The organism is Pseudomonas nitroreducens TX1 (assembly GCF_000313755.1).
GTDB lineage: Bacteria > Pseudomonadota > Gammaproteobacteria > Pseudomonadales > Pseudomonadaceae > Pseudomonas > Pseudomonas nitroreducens_A.
The window spans coordinates 107,404-126,454 of the sequence record NZ_AMZB01000100.1; the positions used below are offsets into that span (position 1 = coordinate 107,404).

At 65.4% G+C, this 19,051-nt stretch carries 14 protein-coding genes; 3 read left to right on the forward strand and 11 right to left on the reverse strand.

Going from position 1 to position 19,051, the window contains the following annotated elements:
* Positions 1–2 precede the first annotated feature (2 nt).
* From C167_RS32385 to C167_RS0110235, 11 genes are all read right to left on the reverse strand, one after another.
* Positions 3–4,556: an alpha-2-macroglobulin family protein gene (locus C167_RS32385; RefSeq protein WP_017518172.1), complete on the reverse strand. Its 4,554-nt coding sequence runs from the start codon at positions 4,554–4,556 to the stop codon at positions 3–5.
* Positions 4,553–5,167 (reverse strand): DUF1175 domain-containing protein, encoded by a 615-nt coding sequence (locus tag C167_RS0110190; RefSeq protein ID WP_017518173.1) that lies wholly within the window; start codon positions 5,165–5,167, stop codon positions 4,553–4,555. Before C167_RS0110190 ends, C167_RS32385 begins: the two co-directional genes overlap by 4 nt.
* Before the next feature lie 14 nt (positions 5,168–5,181).
* The gene (locus C167_RS0110195; protein ID WP_017518174.1) at positions 5,182–6,945 is read right to left on the reverse strand and encodes a DUF2138 domain-containing protein; all 1,764 of its coding nucleotides are present in this window, start codon (positions 6,943–6,945) and stop codon (positions 5,182–5,184) included.
* A 38-nt stretch (positions 6,946–6,983) separates the two neighbouring features.
* Positions 6,984–7,778: a YfaP family protein gene (locus C167_RS0110200; protein WP_037006097.1), complete on the reverse strand. Its 795-nt coding sequence runs from the start codon at positions 7,776–7,778 to the stop codon at positions 6,984–6,986.
* A 186-nt stretch (positions 7,779–7,964) separates the two neighbouring features.
* Positions 7,965–8,906, reverse strand: coding sequence for an AEC family transporter (locus C167_RS0110205; RefSeq protein WP_017518176.1), 942 nt, complete (start codon positions 8,904–8,906; stop codon positions 7,965–7,967).
* Positions 8,907–8,975: 69 nt separating this feature from the next.
* Entirely contained in the window at positions 8,976–9,410 is a 435-nt protein-coding gene (locus C167_RS0110210; protein WP_017518177.1) for a bactofilin family protein, read from the reverse strand.
* 18 nt (positions 9,411–9,428) lie between these two features.
* Positions 9,429–9,809, reverse strand: a complete 381-nt coding sequence (locus tag C167_RS0110215; protein ID WP_026078943.1) for a hypothetical protein — start codon at positions 9,807–9,809, stop codon at positions 9,429–9,431.
* Entirely contained in the window at positions 9,790–10,767 is a 978-nt protein-coding gene (locus C167_RS0110220) for a M23 family metallopeptidase (RefSeq protein WP_017518179.1), read from the reverse strand. Before C167_RS0110220 ends, C167_RS0110215 begins: the two co-directional genes overlap by 20 nt.
* A 192-nt stretch (positions 10,768–10,959) precedes the next feature.
* Positions 10,960–12,693, reverse strand: a complete 1,734-nt coding sequence (locus C167_RS0110225; RefSeq protein ID WP_017518180.1) for an ABC transporter ATP-binding protein/permease — start codon at positions 12,691–12,693, stop codon at positions 10,960–10,962.
* Positions 12,694–12,761: 68 nt separating this feature from the next.
* The gene (locus C167_RS0110230; protein WP_017518181.1) at positions 12,762–13,322 is read right to left on the reverse strand and encodes a response regulator transcription factor; all 561 of its coding nucleotides are present in this window, start codon (positions 13,320–13,322) and stop codon (positions 12,762–12,764) included.
* Positions 13,323–13,346: 24 nt separating this feature from the next.
* Positions 13,347–14,603 carry an ATP-binding protein gene (locus C167_RS0110235; protein ID WP_017518182.1) on the reverse strand — a complete coding sequence of 419 codons (1,257 nt, stop codon included), beginning with the start codon at positions 14,601–14,603 and terminating at the stop codon, positions 13,347–13,349.
* 231 nt (positions 14,604–14,834) lie between these two features.
* Here C167_RS0110235 and C167_RS0110240 point away from each other — a divergent pair, with 231 nt between their 5' ends.
* From C167_RS0110240 to C167_RS0110250, 3 genes are all read left to right on the forward strand, one after another.
* Positions 14,835–15,551: an SIMPL domain-containing protein gene (locus tag C167_RS0110240; RefSeq protein WP_017518183.1), complete on the forward strand. Its 717-nt coding sequence runs from the start codon at positions 14,835–14,837 to the stop codon at positions 15,549–15,551.
* Positions 15,552–15,772: 221 nt separating this feature from the next.
* Positions 15,773–17,374 (forward strand): ABC transporter substrate-binding protein, encoded by a 1,602-nt coding sequence (locus tag C167_RS0110245; protein WP_017518184.1) that lies wholly within the window; start codon positions 15,773–15,775, stop codon positions 17,372–17,374.
* 49 nt (positions 17,375–17,423) lie between these two features.
* Positions 17,424–19,016, forward strand: coding sequence for an ABC transporter substrate-binding protein (locus C167_RS0110250; RefSeq protein ID WP_017518185.1), 1,593 nt, complete (start codon positions 17,424–17,426; stop codon positions 19,014–19,016).
* The last annotated feature ends 35 nt before the right edge of the window (positions 19,017–19,051 follow it).

Consider the following 19,051-nt stretch of genomic DNA (forward strand, 5'->3'; position numbering starts at 1 on the left):
GATTACTGGACCTTGATCTTCGCCAAGGCCGGCTGCTGCTCCAGCGCCTGCTCCTGCGGCGCATAGAGGCGCTGGTAGCGCGCCGGCGGCAGGACGAATTCGCCCTTTTGCGAGAAGCGCACCAGATGGCGGAAGCGCAGCTCGCCACCCAGGGTGTCCACCGGCACGCCGTAGAACAGGTCACCCGGCTCGTTGCGTGCGCGCTCCAGGCTGGTCGCCTCGACGCCGCCCAGACCGCTGATCTGCAGGCCCCAGGTGGTGCGCTCGACGTCCGCCCCCGGTGGCAGCGGCACTTCCAGCATGCCGTAGCGCAGGGCCTGCGCCTGCTCGGTGGTCAGCGTCACTTCGTCCAAGTACAGCTCGTCGCTGGACAATGGCTTGTCACCCAGTTCCTCGGCGCTGAAGGCGAATGCGTCTTCGCCCGGCACCAGGCGCAACAACCGGCGCTTGATGGTTACCGGTAGGTGGCTGGCCGGCGCTTCGGCGCTGCGGAAAGTCACCGAAGCGTTGAGCGGACGCGAAGGCGCGGCGCTCAGGTCCAACTGCGCGGGCACGTCCTTGCCCTGCCATTGCCAGAAGGCGTCGCCGGTGGTGCTGTGGCGCTCCTTCCAGTCCGCCGCCGGCTTGGGCAGCTCGGCAGCCGGGGCATCGGCCACGGCGCGTTGCATCCAGGTCAGCGCCAGGGCGCGTTCGACGGTGGACTGCTGCGGCGCCAGGCTGAGCAGCAGCTCGCGGGCGCGGTTGGCGTCCACCGGGCCGCTGTACAGCTGTACGGCGCGGGCAAAGGGCTGGTCGCTGGTGTTGACCTTCAGGCGCGCGGCGTCCAGTTGCCTGGCGAAACCTTTCGGCAGCGCGACCTTGCTCTGCTCGGCCAGACTGGCCGTCAGTACACGGGCAACGGCCAGACCCAGCTCGGAGTCCGGCTGACCCATGACCAGGCTTTCGTCGCTGTCGAAGTCGTTCACGGATTTCGCCGCCTCGCCGTTGCCGGCGTTCTCAAGGTCGGTGAGCAGGCCGCTGACCAGGGTCTGTACCGGCAGCTGCATGTCGCGGGCGAAGGCCAGGATCAGCGCGCGCTGCAGCAGCGGCGTGGCGCTGGCGCGCGCGGAATACAGTTCCAGCACGCGCTGCCAGTGGTCCGGCGGCAGCTGGATTTCCAGCGCGCGGCTGGCGTGCCAGTCGGCGTAATAGGCGTAGGCGGTGAGGAAGGCGTCGTTGTCTTCGCCGCCCCACCAGGTGAAGTAGGCATCCGGGCCGGCCATCTGCACCAGGCGCAGGCGGCTGGTCTGCATGATCAGGCGCAGGCGGTCGCGCACACGCGGCTCGCCATTGGCCAGCATCGGATAGGCGATACTCAGCGGCAGCAACTGGCTGGCGGTCTGCTCGACTCCGCCCCATGGATAATCGAGCAGCGAATCGAGGTTGCCGCGCAGCAGGGCCTGGGCGCTGTCGTCCAGGCGCAGGGTCACGTCGCGGGCATCTGCCGGCAGTTGCAGCGGGGTGTTCTGCGCGTTCACCTGCAGCGGCCTGGACTGCAGCACCTGCCAGCTGTCGGCCACCAGGCTGAAGTGCACGCCGAGGCTGTCACGCACCTGGCCGTCCTGGCGCAGCTCAACGCTCCAGTCGCCATCGCTCAGCGGTTGCTGCGGCAGGGCGATGTAGTTGACGCCGCGCTTGAGCTCCAGCGCCTGGGTCTTCTCAGCACCATTGGCGCGGATCAGCAGTTCGGCCTTGGTGTCCTGCTCGCCCTGGTTGAAGACGAACAGGCCGAGGTCCGGCGCGTCGCCACTGCGGAAGCGTTTCGGCCCGCTCCACTTCAGGTACAGCGGCTTCTCGGAGCGGATGAACTGCTTCTTCTGGCCGACCTGGCCTTCGTCATCCATGGCGCGGGCGGTGATACGCCAGCGGGTCAGGGAGTCGGGCATGCGGAACTTGAACTGGGCCTTGCCGTTGGCATCGGTGACCAGCTCCGGCTCCCAGGCGGCGGTGTCGACTTCCTCGCGGCGCGGGCGCTCCAGCACCTTCACGCCACGCTCGCTGCGGTTGGCACGACCGGGCGCGCTGGGCGTGCCGGGCAATGCCACGTCGTAGCTGATGAACGCGAGGCTCGCGCTGGTGCGCACGTTGTTGCGGCGCGGGTGGTAGAAGAACTGGTCGATGCCCGGGGCGATTTCCGGCTGCAGCGCGTAGATCATCTCGTCCACCACACTCACGGTGAGGTGGCTGGACACCGGCTTGCCGGCGTAGCGGGTGTCGAGGTTGACGGTGACCGTCTCGCCCGGCTCGTAGCGCTCCTTGTCGGTGCTGATGGCGATGTCCACCTGCGGCACGGCAACCTTGATGCCGGCGTTCTGGAAGCTGTAGTCGCCGCTGCGGGTGTAGAGCACAGAGAAGGTCAGGTTCGGCGAGAAGTCCGGTTTCACCGGAATGCGCGCGCGGTACTGGGTCGGGTTGAGCTTCTCCAGCTTCAGCCAGTCGCCTCCCTTGGACAGCAGCGCGGTGGCCTCGACCTTGTCGCGCTCCAGCGACAGCAACGCGTCGTCCACCGGCTCGGGGAAGGTAATCAGCGCCAGGGCTTCCTCGCCGGCCTTGTACTCAGGCTTGTCGAGGACGATTTCCACCGTGCCCGGCACGGCCTTCACGCCGTCGCCGCTGACCGAGTGGCCGGTGCCGCCGAGCAGCTGGCCGGCCTTGTCGCGCAGCTCGACGCTGTAGGTACCGGGCTTGTCGAAGGTGATGGCGAACGTGCCGTCGGCCACCGCGCCGTCGCCGCTGCTGCGGTCTTCCAGGCGCAGCCAGCGATAGGCGGTCGGCTGAATCGGCGTCTGCTGCTCGGCGGCGTAGCTGAATTCGACCTTGTCGCCGGCGGCGCTGAAGCGCTGCGGCGCGCTCACGCGATAACGTGCAGCGCCGCGCTCGATGAGGATTTCCTTGCTGGTCTTCACCCGGTACGCGGCGCCATCGCTGGCGAACACGGTGAGCATGTAGCGGCTGGGTTTCTCCGCCGCCGGCAGCTCCAGCGCAGCGCGGCCCTGGTCGTCGGTGGTGATCTGCGCGCTGGCCAGTTCCACGGGGAACTGGCCCAGGTACTGCAGTTCGTTGTCCACCATGGACAGCTGTTGCGCACGCAGGCTCAGCTCCAGGCGCGCGTTGGCTACCGGCTTGCCGTCCGGGTAGAGGAGGATCAGGTTGCCCTTCACCGGCTCGCCGGTCTTGAAGTCCGGCTTGGCGAGGTCGAGGGAAATCTCGAAGTGCGGCTTGATGTACTCGGCGACGCGGAAGGCGCTGCTATAGGTCTGGTCGCGATAGTCGAAGCGCAGCTCGTAGCCGCCGGCGACGGCGTTGGCGGGCAGTTGGAAGCGACCGTGGGTGCCGCTCTTGGCGTCGTACTTGAGGTCCAGCGTCTGCAGCGTGGTGCCGGCGGCGTCGATCACCGACAGGCGCAGCGGCGCGCTCTGCGGCGACTGCGATTCGCGGGAGTTCTTGAACTCGCGGCCGACGATCTTCAGCGACACCCAGTCGCCCGGACGGTACAGCGGGCGGTCGGTGAAGGCGTAGAGCTTGGTGTCATAGATTTCGCTGTCGTAATAGAAGTTCTCGGAAACGAAGACACCGCCCTCCTCGTCCTCACCAATCACGAAGGAACGCTCGGGGCTGACGTGTTGCAAGCGCAGCAGGCCGTCGGCATCGCTGCTGCCGCTGCTCATCACGCCCAGGCCGTCGGTCCACAGCACCTTGGCGCCGCCCACCGGCGTACCTTCATGCTTGCGCGCGGTCCACACCAGCAGCTCGTTGCCGGCGATCTTGCTCACCGCGACGCTGTTGGAGACGAACACCACGGTGGTCGCGCGGTATTTGCCTACCAGCGCTTCGACCAGGTAGAGGCCGGGCTTCAGCTTGCCCAGCGGCACATAGACGTTGCCCGGGGCGACGTTGATGAATTCGCTGGAGGAGCCGGCGAGGGTGACTTCCTTCGGCGGCTGGATCGGCTTGGCGTCCCACAGCGGGTAGCGGAACTGACTGACCATCGGCAGGCCGGGAATCGGCGCGTACTGCGGCTGCGCGTCGTAGGGCGTCGGCGCGGCGATGGCGTTGCCCATCTTCAGCTCGGGTACCACTTCGGTGACCTGCTGGCGCGACTCGTAGGAGAAGGTCCGCTGCATCACCCGACGCGACTTGCGGTACCAGTTGTCCCACAGGTAGGCCAGGGTGTTGGACAGCCCCTCGCCCTTGAACTGTCCTTCGGACAGCACGCGGTGCAGGTTCTTCTGGCGCTTGAGGAAGTCCAGCGGCTTGTCGATGCGGTAGACACGAATATCCGCGCCGCCGTAGGGCTCCATGCGGTAGCGACGGTAATCGCGGCCCGGCGCCTCCAGGCGCACCTTGGCCACTTCGTCCGAAGCGAAGCTCGAGTCGGCGAGCAGGAAGAACGACTCGCCGGCCATGGGCGAGTAGCCACTTGCCGGGACATCGTCGTCCGCCTGCACGATCACGGGCGCGGCGGCGAACAGGCCGGCACAGGCCAGGGCAGCGGCAATGCCGCGCAGCGCATTCATCGGGTCAGGAAGGACAAGCGATAGACGCCGATAAAGTTGGGATTGGATTCGTCGGGTATCCATCGGGTGTCCTTCCATGTCATGAGTTGTTGCAGGCTGACCGAGCGCATGCCGTTGTCGGTCGCCGTACGAGTGCCGGTGTGATAAGCGATGTCGCGGCCCATCCAGATCATCAGATGCTGGTCATCGCCCTGGTCGAAGAACATCAGGTCGCCCGGCCGCGCCTGGTTGAGGTCGCGGCCGACGAACTGGCTGTTGTATTGAATGAGTTTGATCGCGTTGACGTAGGGGCCGGTCTTGCCGCCGCCCTGCTGCCAGGTCTGCGCGAGGTTGCGCTGCGCGTCGGTGAGCTCCAGCTCCGGCGGCAGGTAGCGGTTGGACATGCCGTTGGCGCGCAGCCACTTGGCGTCGTGCACCTTCAGGGCCTCGTTGGCGGCGAAGCGCACCAGGCCCGCGCAGTCCTGCTGGTACCAGCGCGGATTCGGGCCGCGACGCAGCTGCTCCTCGGCAATGCGCACGAACCAGGCACGGAACACCTGGGTCTGCTGCGCATCCAGCGCCGGCTCGGCTGCCTGCGCCAGGGTGGCGACCAGCAGACCTGCGAGCAGCATCAGTGGCTTTCGAATCACAGCGCCTTCCAATCCAGCGGCAGCCACTCCCATTCGCCGCCGGGCTCGCTGCCGGCCGGCAGCGTCAGGGCGTAGGAGCCGTTGCCGGCGAGGGTTTTCAGGCGCGGCAGGAGCAGCGTGTCGGCGGCGTTGCGAAACACCGGTTCGATATCCTGCGGCAGGCTGTCGAGGGTTTCGCGCTGGAGCAATTCGGAGAGCGTCTTGGGCGCGAGGTAAGCGGGCACCAGGGCGTCTTTCGGCAATACGTCGGCCAGCGGCGGGAAGCGCTTGGCCAGGGTGTTGCGGGCCTTGTCGAGCAGCTTGTCGTCGATGGAGAACAACAGGGTATTGCCATCGCGCAGCAGGCTGACGCGGAAGAAACCGTTGCCACTGACCTGGTCGGGGTTCTCCGCTTCGCTGGCCGGGTACTGGCCGAAGCGCGAGCTGACCTGGCGCTGCCACAGGTGGCCTTCCCCTTCGGCGCGGCTTTCCACCTCGAAGGCCCCACGCTCCACGTTGGCCTCGTAGGCGCCGATCACGCTGCCGAACAGCTTGCCCAACTGGTCGTCCAGTTCGGGGCTGGCGGGGGCATCGAGCTTCACCGCGAGCAGCGGCGAATGCAGGCGCGAATCCGGGTACCAGCACAGACCCGCAGCACCGGACAGGTGTTCGGAGAAGGCGGCGGCCATCTTCTGCTCGGCGCCCAGCTTCACCAGCATGTCGTCGTACAGCCCCGGGGTGACCGGCAGCGCCACGCAGGCGCTGGCGCCCATGGGCATGGCCTGCCAGACCGGGGTGAAGTCCAGGTCCGGCTGACGGGCGACTTCATTGAGCGCCAGGTAGCTGCGCCAGCCATCCTTTCCCTGCTCGAAGCGCACGCCGGCGAATGTTGGAATGAAGCGCTGGTAGCCCATGGCGAGCACACCGGCGCCCAGGGTGATGCGCTGCTTCAGCTCGCCGCGCGGCTCCAGGGAGAAGTCCTTGGCGAACAGCGGCTCGCCTTCCAGCGCGGCGCCCAGATCCTTGGCGATGGCGGCATCGGGCTCGCCCAGATTGTCGTAGTCCGGATGGGGGAAGAGCATCTTCGGGTTCGACAGGACCAGCATCTGATCGCCACGGGAGACGAACAGTAGGGTCTTCTCCGCGCCGTAGCGCAGGCTGTAGACCGGAGTGGCGCTGCCTTTCACCTGGATGTCCGCGACCTTCTTGAGCTGGGTGTCATCGGCCGCGACCTTCGCCACGGGCTCCAGTACCTTGGCCAGGCCGCCGCGCTTGAGCACCACCATGAAGTCGCGCAGACGTCCATCGGCGCCGCGCCACAGGGCAACCTGAGACGGCTGGTCGAGCAGTTCCTCGATGACGCTGTCCTTCAGGGTCAGGTCGTGCTCGTAGACGATGCGTCGCAGCGTACCGGTCAGGCCCAGGCGGTCGGCATTGTTCTCGTAGTAGAAGACGAAGTCCTCGGTGAGCACGTCGCGCAGCAACGGCACTTCCAGCACGGCCTTGGGCAGTTGGCTGAGGGAGGCGCTCTCGATCAGCGCGTCCGGGCGCTTGAGGTCACGAACCACTTCCGGGCTTGCTGGCGCTTCCAGGGTGCCCACCGGCGCCGAATGGAAGGCGGGGATCAGACCGAAGGCCAGGGCCAGGCCGCCGGCGACCAGCGCAGCGGCGAGCGCGCCGATGGCGATCAGCGGACCACGGCGCGGGGCCTGGGCCGGCGTTGGTGTCATCGGCGGCGTGGGAGTGCTGTCTTGGCTGCTGGAGGGCGTGTTGTCGCTCATGGATCGCTTGTCCCGTGTCATCCCTGCGAGGGGCGAATTCAGTAGTTGAAGGTCTTCACCAGCACCAGATCGCCGATGGTGCGCATGGGCACCACGAAGGTCTCGCGCTTCTCGTTGACGGTATTTTCGTTGAATACCAGGTTGATCTCGGCGGTGATCACGTCCTGCTCGTGATTGCCTTCCTGGAAGTTGTAACCCTGGCTGGCGTTGTAGTTGCCCCAGTAGTTCACGTAAACCAGATAGGTGCCGTGCAGCGGCGCGGCCATGGTGAACATTTCCGGGCCGGGGCCGTCGACGCCATCCGGGTCGAGGCCGCCACCGTTGCTCAGTCGCGGCCGCGCCCAGAAGGCATGTTGGCCGTCGGGCGTGACGATATGCAGGTCGAGCTCGGCCTTGGGGTCGTTCCAGCCCAGCGCCAGACGGATGCGGGGCGGGATACGCCCCGTGTTGGCTTCATAGAACTGGATGCGCTTGAGGGATTTACCCTGGTCGCTGCTGACCGCGACGCTGTTGCTGCCCGCGCCGAAGTTGTAGGGGCGGACGAACCTGCCTTCGGCGTCGGTATAGAGAGGCAGCGGATTGCCGTTGACCACCAGGCGCTGGGCACGGTCTACGGCGGAGACTTCACGCAGATGGCCCTCGATCAGGCTGCGGCCACGGGAACCACCCCGGTCGATAGGCGGCGTGGGATAGGCCACGCGGGGCACGCTGGGGTCATCGGTCAGGCCCGAATAGCGCCAGCCGGCGGTTGGGCTGTAAATCTCTGCACCCGGCTCGGCAGCGGCCGTCGCAGCCAGGAGACTGGCTGACAGAAAAAAGACGGCACGAACCATCCGACGCGTGAGCTGCATGAACATTCCTTGATCGTGCATAGCGGGGAGCCAAATGTAACCGGTCTTGTCGACGGGCGGAACGGGCTTCGCGCGACGTTGCGACGCAGCGCGATCTTTAAGAAATTTCCTACACGCTGAGTAGCTTTTTGCGCAACGGTACTTGGAAGAATCTCGACTTCCCCCGAGTCACATCCAGCCGCCCCACTGCAGGACAAAAATGCCGACGTTGGTGGTCAGCGTCGCCACCAGGGTAGTGATGACGATGATCGACGCCGCCAATTCATGGTTGGCATTGGCGGCGCGTGCCATGACATAGCTGGCGGCCGCCGTGGGGCTGGCGAAGTAGAGGAACAGCACGCCCAGCTCGGCGCCCCGGAAACCCAGCGACCAGGCGACGAAAGTGCAGATCAGCGGCAGCCAGACCATCTTCATCAGGCTCGCGCTGACCGCCAGCCCGCCGCTTTCGCGCAGCGAAGCCAGCGACAGGGTGCCGCCGATGCACACCAGCGCCAGCGGCAGGGTCATCTGGGCGAAATAGTCGGCCGAGGTCAGCAGCCACTTCGGCAAGCCGATTCCGAACCAGGAGAAAGGCAGCGCCGCCAGCACGCTGATGATCAACGGATTGCAGATGACGTTGCGGGCGATGCTCAGCGGATCGGATTTCATGCTCGGGCTGTAGATCGCCAGCACCACCGAGGACAGCGTGTTGTAACAGAGGATCACCAGGGCGGCGAGGACCGAACCCAGCGCCAGGCCATGGTCACCGTAGAGGCTGGTGGCCAGCGCCAGGCCGATGATGCCGTTGTTGCCGCGGAACGAACCCTGAACGTAGACGCCCCGATCCGCGCGCGGTACCCGCCAGGCGGCCCAGCCCCAGGCCAGCAGGAAACCCGCCAGGGTCGCCGCACAGAAGTACAGCAACACTTGCGGGCGCGCGGCGCTGTGCAGGTCGGAGTGATAGATGCCGAGGAACAGCATCGCCGGCATGGTGGCATTGAACACCAGCGCCGACGCGGTGTGGATGAACTCCGCGTTGATCGCCCCCACACGACGCAGCAGCACTCCGAGGAACAACATGGCGAAGACCGGGGCGGTGATGCTGAAGGTCTGGAGCAGGAGTGCGAGCATGGGGCTGGAGAGGTCTGGGCGGTGGGACGACAATCATAGCAAGCTAAGTACCCACCGCACCGGGGCAAATCAGGCTTCGGCTTCCTCTTCGCGCACCGGAGCCGGCAGTTCAAGTGGCCTGGGCGCCTCGCCGTCGGCCAGGCGGGTCAGTTTGCCGTCTACCGTCGCGCCGTTTTCCATGCTCAGCTGGCGGTACTGGATGTTGCCGACCACGCGCGCATTGGAGTGCAGTTCCAACAGATGCTCGACATAGAGGTCGCCGATGATGGTGCCGTCGATCAGCGCGTCATAGCTGCTGACGTTGCCCTCGATCCGCCCTTCCGCGCTGAGTGCCAGCAGGCTGGCCGCGCCGGGCTTGTGGCAGACGTTGCCCTTCACCGTGCCGAGGATCTTCAGGCCGTCCTCGAACTGCATGTCGCCCACCAAGGCCACGTTGCCGGAGAGCAGGCTGGAAAACTTGTCGACCGAAACCTGCGGCCCCTTCTTCTTGCTGTTGCTGAACATCGGTCCTCCTCGGACGAACTACTTGCCAGGCTTCTGCTGGCGGAAGAAGGCCAGCTCGGTCTTGAGTTTCTTGATTTCGGCGGACATCGCGTCGATCCGCCGCATCAACTGGTCGCGATTGGCGCGCTCCTCTTCGGCTTGCAGGCGCTTATCCTCCAGCTCGCTGGTCAGTTGCCCGACCTGTGCGTGCAGTGCCTGGAGTTCGTCGACGTGTTCGCGAGCCTGGGCCTGCCCGTCATCGTGATTACGCATCCACCAGACACCCGCGGCCGACGCGCCCAGCACCAGGGCCAGCAACAATGCCCATGCCAGCCGCGCAGAACGACGGGGGGCGTGGGGCAGGTGGTCGGCGCGTAGCAGGTCGCGGGTAGAAGGTTTTCTAGTCCGAGGCCATACCATCGCTATCGATCTCCATGCCGCCCAGAGAGAGGAAGTTTTGCGGGTCGACGAATTCACCGTGGTAAAGCACTTCGAAATGCAGGTGCGGCCCCGTGGAGCGCCCGGTCGAACCGACCTTGGCGATTTCCTGCCCTGGCAGCACCACGTCGCCCACTTTCACCAGCAGCTTGGAGGCATGGGCATAGCGGGTGACCAGACCATTGCCATGGTCGATCTCGATGCGATTGCCATAGGAGGGGTTCGGCCCCGCCACGATCACCCGCCCGCCGGCGGCTGCATGGATGGGGCTGCCGGTGGGCGCGGAGAAGTCCTGGCCGGAATGGAACGCCAGGCGGTGGTTGAACGGGTCGGCGCGATTGCCGAAGGGCGAGCCCAGGCGCGCCTGATCCATCGGCCGGCGCGCGGGAATCGCCATGAAATCGGCGTTGCGCCGGGCCACCTGGTCCATCAGCAGGTCGAAGACCCGGCGCAGGCATTTCGCCGAACGCTCGCCCTGTTCCAGGTCGTCGTTCGAACCGGGTAGCGGTTCCGCGCAGGGGCGCGGCGGCAGCAGGATGCCGCCCTCGCCCTTGGCCGCGACCTTCGGCTGGGGTTTGGGTACCAGGGACGGGTCGACCTTGGCCAGCTTGCGGGCGATTTCCTCGTGGCTGTCGACGGCCTGGAGCAAATAGGTGGCGTCCTTTTCCAGCACCTGCAGGCGCCCGGCGAGTTCGCCGATGCGCTCGGCGGCGAAACGCTCGCCGGAAGCTTCTTCCTCGGGTTGTTCGGCCGGCATGGCGATGGTTTCGGCCACCGGCTCGGGCACGCCATGGGCGCGGCCGACCCAGATTCCGCCGGCGAATGCCAGCGCCGCGAACGATACCGCGGCGCAGCCGGCGACCAGCACGATTTTGCGCGGGTCCACCAGACGCAGGTCCGAACGGGTCAGGGCCTGTCGTGACGGGGAAAGGAACTTCATAAAGGTACCGTTGGAATGCATTCAGTCCCGGCGGGGTAGTCGCCGGGGTGCACAGGGTACCTGTTATTGAAATCTTCGCAGCGGTGAAACACTGAAAAATGTAAAAAAATAAGAAGAAATCATCCTGTCTGATAATGCTTTCAGATGATTCCCACTAACGAGATCACACTTTCACAGTGAATCAAACTGCCATTACACCGGCAAAACCGACTCGATTTCCTCCAAGCGCTGTTCCTCCAGGCGCAGCTGGCGCGGATGGAAGCGCTTCAGGCTGGCGCGATGGCCAATGCTGAGCAAAGTCACACCCGGCAATTGGTCGAGCAGAACCTGATACAGCGCGGCCTCGTCGGTTTCATCCAGCGCAGAGGTGGCCTCGTCGAGGAACAGCCACTGCGGCGCGTAGAGCAAGGCACGGGCGATGGCCAGGCGCTGTTGTTCGCCCGGCGAGAGCACACGCTGCCAGTGATCGGCTTCGTCCAGGCGCGGCACCAGGGCGTCCAGGCGGCACAGGTGCAGCACCTGCTTCAGCCGCTCGGGGTCATGCCGATCGCCCGCCTCGGGGTAGCACAGCGCCTCGGCGAGGGTGCCGATGGGCAGGTAGGGTTTCTGCGGCACGAAGAGGCTGCGCGCGTCGGGCATCTGCACCACGCCGCTGCCGTAGCGCCAGAGGCCGCTCATGGCGCGCAGCAAGGTGCTCTTGCCGCCGCCGGAGGGGCCGCCGATCAGGACGTGTTCGCCGAGGTTCAGTTCCAGGCTGGTGGGCTCCAGCAGCTCGCGGCCGTTGCCCAGGCTCAGGGTGAGGTTGTGCAGTTGCAGGTTGGCGCCGGTCTTGCGCACGTCGATATTGGCCGCTTCCTGGGTGGTCTCGCCCATGGCGTGGCGGAAGCTCAGCAGACGATCACTGGTGGCGCGCCAGCTGGCGAGGCTGGTGTAGGCGTCGATGAACCAGCTCATGCCTTCCTGCACGTTGCCGAAGGCGGAGTTGATCTGCATGAGTTCGCCCAGCTGGATCTGCCCGGAGAAGTAGCGCGGCGCGGCGACGATGAAGGGGAACACGGTGGCGATCTGGCCGTAGCCGGCGGTGAAGAAGGTCAGGCGCTTCTGCACCTTCATCAGCTCCCAGAAGTTGCCCCAGACATTGCGGAAGCGTCCCATCAGCCGCTGTTTCTCGTTGGCCTCGCCGTTGTACAGGGCGATGCTCTCGGCATTCTCCCGCACCCGCACCAGGCCGAAGCGCAGGTCGGCCTCGAAGCGTTGCTGGCGGTTGTTCAGGCCGATCAGGCGACGCGCGATCAGGTGGGTCAGCCAACTGCCGACCGCCGCGTAGACCAGCGCAGCCCAGAACATGTAGCCGGGAATGGTGATGCCGAACAGCTCGATGCTGCCGGAAACTCCCCAGAGGATGACCGAGAAGGACACCAGGCTGACCACGTTGCGGATCAGCCCCAGGCCGAGGCTCAGGGTGGTGCTGGTGAAATTGTCCAGGTCTTCGGTCAGGCGCTGGTCGGGGTTGTCCGTGTGGCCGCGCTGCTCGAGGCGGAAGTAGCTCTTGTCGCCCAGCCATGCGGCGAAGTGTTTCTCCGTGAGCCAGCGGCGCCAGCGGATGGTGAGCATTTGCGTCAGGTACAGCCGGTACACCGCGGTGAGGATGAACACCGCGGCGATGCCGCAGAACATCAGCATCAGGTGGATGAAGCTCTTCAGGTCCTTGTTCTGCAGGGCGTTATAGAAATCGCGGTACCAGCTGTTGAGCCAGACGCTCAGGGCCACGCCCACCAGCGACAGGGCGATCACCACGATCAGCAGCAGCCAGGCCATGCCCTTCTCTTCGCTGCGCCAGTAAAGCGCGGTGAGCTGCCAGACTCGGTGGAAGAAGCGGCTGCGAACGGCATCGTTCGCGGCGCGGTATTCGGCGCTGTCGGTCATGGGGTCGGCTCGCACGGCTGGAAATAAAAAAGGAGCGCTCATTGGCGCTCCCTTATGTTATCGATCGCTTAACGTCTCACCGGACGTTTTTGCAGCTTACGTTGCAATGTGCGCCGGTGCATGCCCAGCGCTCGGGCGGTCGCGGAGATATTGCCGTCATGTTCGGCAAGCACGCGCTGGATATGTTCCCACTGCAGGCGATCGACCGACATGGGGTTTTCCGGGACCAGGGTTTCCAGGTCCGCGTGCTGCGACAGCAGCGCGGTCAGCACATCGTCGGCGTCGGCCGGCTTGCACAGGTAGTTGGTGGCGCCGCGCTTGATGGCTTCCACCGCGGTGGCGATGCTGGAATAGCCGGTGAGTATCACCACGCGCATCTCGGCGTCGAGCTCGAGCAGCTTGGGCAGCAGCACCAGGCCGGAGTCGCCGTCCATCTTCAGGTCCAGCACGGCGTAGTCGGGCAGATCTTCCTTGGCCATGGCCAGGCCTTCTTCGGCGGAGCCGGCGACCGACACCCGCAACCCGCGACGGGTCATGGCACGAGCCATGACGCGGGTAAAGGTGGCATCGTCGTCCACCAGCAGCAGGTGGGGCTGCTCTTCGCCTTCGAACAGGATCTCTTCGCTCATGGTACTTCCTCGCGGGCGCGGCTATCAGGCCACGCCATAGCTTCTGGGCAGACGCAACTCGGTCAGAGTGCCGCCATCTTCATGGTTATACAACTTCACCGTTCCCCCTGCGCGGGTCACGCTGGCCTGGCTGAGGAACAACCCCAGGCCGAAACCCTTGCCCTTGGTGGTGAAGAACGGCTTGCCGAGCTGCTCGGCAATGGCCAGCGGCACGCCTGGGCCCTGGTCGCGGATGCTCAGGCAGATTTCACTGGCATCCCAGTCCAGGCGGATGTCCAGATCTTCCGGACAGGCGTCCGTCGCGTTATTCAGAAGGTTCAGCAGTGCCTGGCTCAGGTCGGTCGGTGGGGTCATCCGCGGCGCCTTGCCCTTGCCCAGCATCTGGTAGCGATAGCTCGCCTCGGGGCGCATCAGGTGCCAGCGACGCAGCACCGCTTCGACCCATTCGTTGGCGCCCTGCTCTTCCACTGCCTGGCGACGATCCGCCTCGGCGGCGCGCACCAGGTGCTGCAGGGTCGTCTTGCAGAGCTTGACCTGCTCCTGCAGCAGGGCGAGATCTTCCTGCAACATCGGCTGGTCCGCATTGGTCTGGCGCAATTCCTTGAGCAGCACGCTCATGGTCGCCAGCGGCGTGCCCAGCTCATGGGCGGCGCCGGCGGCCTGGGTGGCGACGGCCAGCAACTGCTGATCGCGCATGCCTTCCTCGCGGCGCTGGGCCTGCAGTTGCTCCTGGCGGCGCAGCGCCTCGGACATGCGGGCAACGAAGAAGGTGATCAGCGCGGCGGCCAGGGCAAAGCTCAGCCACATGCCGTAGATCAAGAGGTTGTCACGCTGCCCGGCGGCCATCTCCAGCGGGTGGAACCACACCAGCAGCACCGTGTAGCTGGCCAGCGCGAGGCCGGCCAGGGCGATGGTGTAGAGCCACGGTAAGGTCGCCGCGGCGATGGTCAGCGGCACCAGGTAATAGGAGACGAAGGGATTGCTCGAGCCGCCCGAGTAATAGAGCAGCACGCTGTGGATGACCAGGTCGCAGGCGAGCTGGACGGCGTATTCCAGCTCGGTCACCGGCCACGGCCCGCGCAGGCGCAGCGCGGTGCCCAGGCAGAGTACGAGGGAGACGCCGAGGGTCACGCCGAGCGCGAGCCAGGGCAGCTGGATCAGCTGGGCCTTGTAGGCGAGCCCGACGGAGCCGGCCTGGGCGGCGAGCACGAGAATACGGATAAGCGTCAGATGCAGAAGGTTCTGACGACTGGCGGAAAGCTGGAAAACCGGTGGGCGCATGGTGAATTCCGGAATTTGCGCGAGTATAGCCAAGAGCCCCCTCCCCTTTATGCGGCATAGCGCCACAGCATACTCCAGCACGCCCAGCGCTGGCCGCCCAAGCCCGAAACATTTAGTGACACCGGTCAATAACCCGAACTCGACGCCATCGTCGTCAAAGGGTCTGACGGTCCTCGCCATTGGCTCTACTAAGCTGTGGCCCGGACACTTTTCTGGAGCAAGGAGTCATCCATGTCTGTACTGAAGAAACCCTTCACCGCCATCGCCGCCGCCATCGCCCTGTGCGCCACCAGCCTGGGAGCCCTGGCAGACGAACCTCGCTACAACCAGGTTTCGCTGCGCGCCGAGGTCAGCCAGGAAGTCGCCCACGACCTGATGCACGTGACCCTGTTCAGCGAAGGCCAGGGCACCGACCCGGCGAAGCTGGCAGCCGAGACCACCACCGCGATGAACGCGGCGGTCGAGCAGGCGCGCAAGGTGAAAGGCGTGACCGTCAGCCTGGGCAGCCGCAACAGTTACCCGGTGTATGACGACAAGGGCCAGAAGATCACCGCCTGGCGCGAGCGCGCTGAATTGCGGCTGGAAAGCACCGACTTCGCCGCCCTCTCCCAGCTCACCGCGGACCTGCTGGGCAAGCTGAAGATGGGCAGCATGAACTTCAGCATCGCCGACGCCACCCGCGCCAAGAACGAGGACGCGATGATGAAAGGCGCCGTGGACGCCTTCAAGGCCCGCGCCCAGGTGCTCACCGACGCGCTCGGCGGCAAGGGCTACAAGCTGGTCAGCCTTAACCTGAACACCTCCGGCGCGCCGCACCCGATGCCCGTTATGCGCATGGCCGCGATGAAGGCTGACAGCTACGGCGGCGCCCCGGCGCAGGAAATCGAGGCCGGCACCAGCCAGGTCACCGTCAGCGCGGACGGCACGATCGAGGTGCAGATGCCGTAACACCACGACCGCTTCCAGCGCGGCGCCTCCGGGGACCGGGGCGCCGTCACCCGACTACAGGGTTCTCATTGTCGAAATTGCGACATTCCCTTGCACCCGCGTCACAACTTCTACACTCATCCCCGCCAGCAGCTTGCGCCCGGCATGTGCCGTGCATAGTTTCACGCAACGCAGCTCACGAGGCTGCCCCTCGATGACAACCAGAATAAACAGAGGTCCGTATGCGTAAGAACGCCGTCATCCGCTCCATGATTGCCGCTGGGCTGATCGCCAGCGCCCCGCTCGCCCACGCCGCCAACAACCTGGTCTACTGCTCCGAAGGCAGCCCCGCGGGCTTCGACCCCGGCCAGTACACCACCGGCACCGACTTCGACGCCTCGGCCGAAACGGTCTTCAACCGCCTCACCCAGTTCGAGCGCGGCGGTACCCAGGTCGTCCCGGGCCTGGCGGAAAAGTGGGACGTATCCGATGACGGCAAGACCTACACCTTCCACCTGCGCTCCGGTGTGAAGTTCCACACCACCGACTACTTCAAGCCGACCCGCGAGTTCAACGCCGACGACGTGCTGTTCACCTTCAACCGCATGCTCGACAAGAACCATCCGTTCCGTAAGGCCTACCAGACCGAGTTCCCCTACTTCACCGACATGGGCATGGACGCGAACATCGCCAAGGTGGAGAAGGTCGACGACCACACCGTCAAGTTCACCCTCAACGAAGTCGACGCCGCGTTCATCCAGAACCTGGCCATGAGCTTCGCCTCGATCCAGTCCGGCGAATACGCCGACCAGTTGCTCAAGCAGGGCAAGGCCAGCGACATCAACCAGAAGCCCATCGGCACCGGCCCGTTCGTGTTCAGTCGCTACCAGAAGGACGCGATGATCCGCTTCAAGGCCAACCCCGACTACTGGAACAAGGGCGAGGTGAAGATCGACAACCTGATCTTCGCCATCAACACCGACGCCTCGGTGCGCATGCAGAAGCTCAAGGCCAACGAGTGCCAGATCACCCTCTTCCCGCGCCCGGCCGACCTGGAAGCGCTGAAGAAGGACGCGAACCTGAACATGCCGTCGCAGCCAGGCTTCAACCTCGGCTACATCGCCTACAACGTCCTGCACAAGCCGTTCGACAAGCTTGAAGTGCGCGAGGCGCTGGACATGGCGGTGAACAAGAAGGCGATCATCGACGCCGTCTACCAGGGCGCCGGCCAGCTCGCCGTGAACGGCATGCCGCCGACCCAGTGGTCCTACGACGACAGCATCAAGGACACCGGCTACAACCCGGAAAAGGCCAAGGAACTGCTGAAGAAGGCCGGCGTGGCCGAAGGCACCGAGATCACCCTGTGGGCCATGCCGGTGCAGCGCCCCTACAACCCCAACGCCAAGCTGATGGCCGAGATGCTGCAGTCCGACTGGGCCAAGGTCGGCATCAAGGCGAAGATCGTCACCTACGAGTGGGGCGAGTACATCAAGCGCGCCAAGGGCGGCGAGCACGATGCCATGCTGATCGGCTGGAGCGGCGACAACGGCGACCCGGACAACTGGCTGGGCACCCTGTACGGCTGCGATGCCGTGGATGGCAACAACTTCTCCAAATGGTGCGACCCGGCGTACGACAAGCTGATCAAGGACGCCAAGCGCACCCCGGACCAGGCCAAGCGCACCGAGTTGTACAAGCAGGCCCAGCACATCCTCAAGGAGCAGGTGCCGATCACCCCGATCGCCCACTCCACCGTGTACCAGCCGATGCGCAAGACAGTGCAGGACTTCAAGATCAGTCCGTTCGCGCTGAACTCGTTCTACGGCGTCAGCGTAGGCAAGTAAGGCCATGGGCCGCCGGGATTCCCGGCGGCCCGTTCCTCCGGCAGTTGCCATGCGCGAAGCGCTCATCCGCCTGACCCTGGCCAGCCTCCTCGGCTGTGCGCCGGCATTCGGCCAATCGTTGGTGGTCTGCACCGAGGCCAGCCCGGAAGGGTTCGACATCACCCAGTACACCGCCGCCACCACCGCCGACGCCTCCGCCGAGACCGTTTTCGAACGCCTGGTGCAGTTCGCCCCCGGCAGCACCCGTGTGGTGCCCGCGTTGGCAGAGAGCTGGGAGATCAGCGACGACGGCCTGCACTACACCTTCGTCCTGCGTCAGGGCGTGAAATTCCACAGCACCGACTACTTCACCCCGACCCGTGATTTCGACGCCGACGACGTGCTCTGGAGTTTCCAGCGCCAGCTCGACCCGAAGCACCCTTGGAACAAACTGGCCCCGCGCGGCTTTCCCTATGCCGAGGCGATGGGCCTGCCCGGCCTGATCAGCGCGGTGGAAAAGCTCGACGACCACCATGTGCGCTTCACTCTCAGGCACCCCGAGGCGCCCTTTCTCGCCGACCTGGCAATGGGCTTCGCGTCCATCTATTCCGCCGAGTACGGCGACCTGCTGCTGGCCGCCGAAAAAGCCGACCAACTGAACAACCTGCCCATCGGCACCGGCCCCTTCATCTTCCAGCGCTACCAGAAGGATGCCCAGGTGCGCTTCACCGCCAATCCGGATTACTGGGGCGGCAAGCCGAAGATCGACCGCCTGCTGCTGGCAATCACTCCCGATCCGAACGTACGCATCCAGAAGGTCAAGGCCGGCGACTGCCAGATCGCCGTGTACCCCAAGCCCACCGACATCCCCGCCTTGCGCCAGATCCCGAAGCTGAAGGTCGAGGAACTGGACTCGCTGCTGGTCGCCTACGTCGGCATCAATACCCGGCACAAGCCGCTGGACGACGTGCGGGTGCGCCAGGCGATCAACCTCGCCTTCGACCGCGACGCCTACCTGCGCGTGCAGTTCGGCGAAGGCGCCGCGACACTGGCTGTGGCGCCCTACCCGCCGACACTGTGGGGTTCCGATCCGCAACTCAAGGTCTGGCCCCACGACCCGGCGCGGGCGAAACAGCTGCTGGAAGAAGCGGGCATCAAGCCCGGTCTCAAGCTGTCGATCTGGACCCGTCCCGGCGGCGGGCCGACCAACCCCAACCCCGGCATCGGCGCGCAGATGCTGCAGAACGATCTGGGGCAGATCGGCATCCAGGCGGACATCCGCGTATTCGAATGGGGTGAACTGATCAAGCGTGCCAAGCAGGGCGAGCACGACCTGATCTTCATGGGCTGGGTCGGCGACAACGGCGATCCGGACAACTTCCTTACGCCGAACCTTTCCTGCGCCGCCGCCAAGAGTGGCGAGAACCAGGCGGGCTGGTGCGATGCGGAGTTCGACGAACTACTGCGCCAGGCCCGCGCTATTGCCGACCAGGAAACCCGGGCGGGCCTCTATCGCCAGGCGCTGGCGATCTACCAGCGCGAAGCGCCGTGGATCGCCCTGGCCTATCCGAAGCAGTTCGCGGTGGTGCGGCCGGAGGTGAAAGGCTTCACCCTGAGCCCGCTGGGGTCCAACAACTTCTCGCGGGTTGAACTGGCCCCCTGATTGCTCTTTGTAGGAGATTCTATGTCTACCCCGCC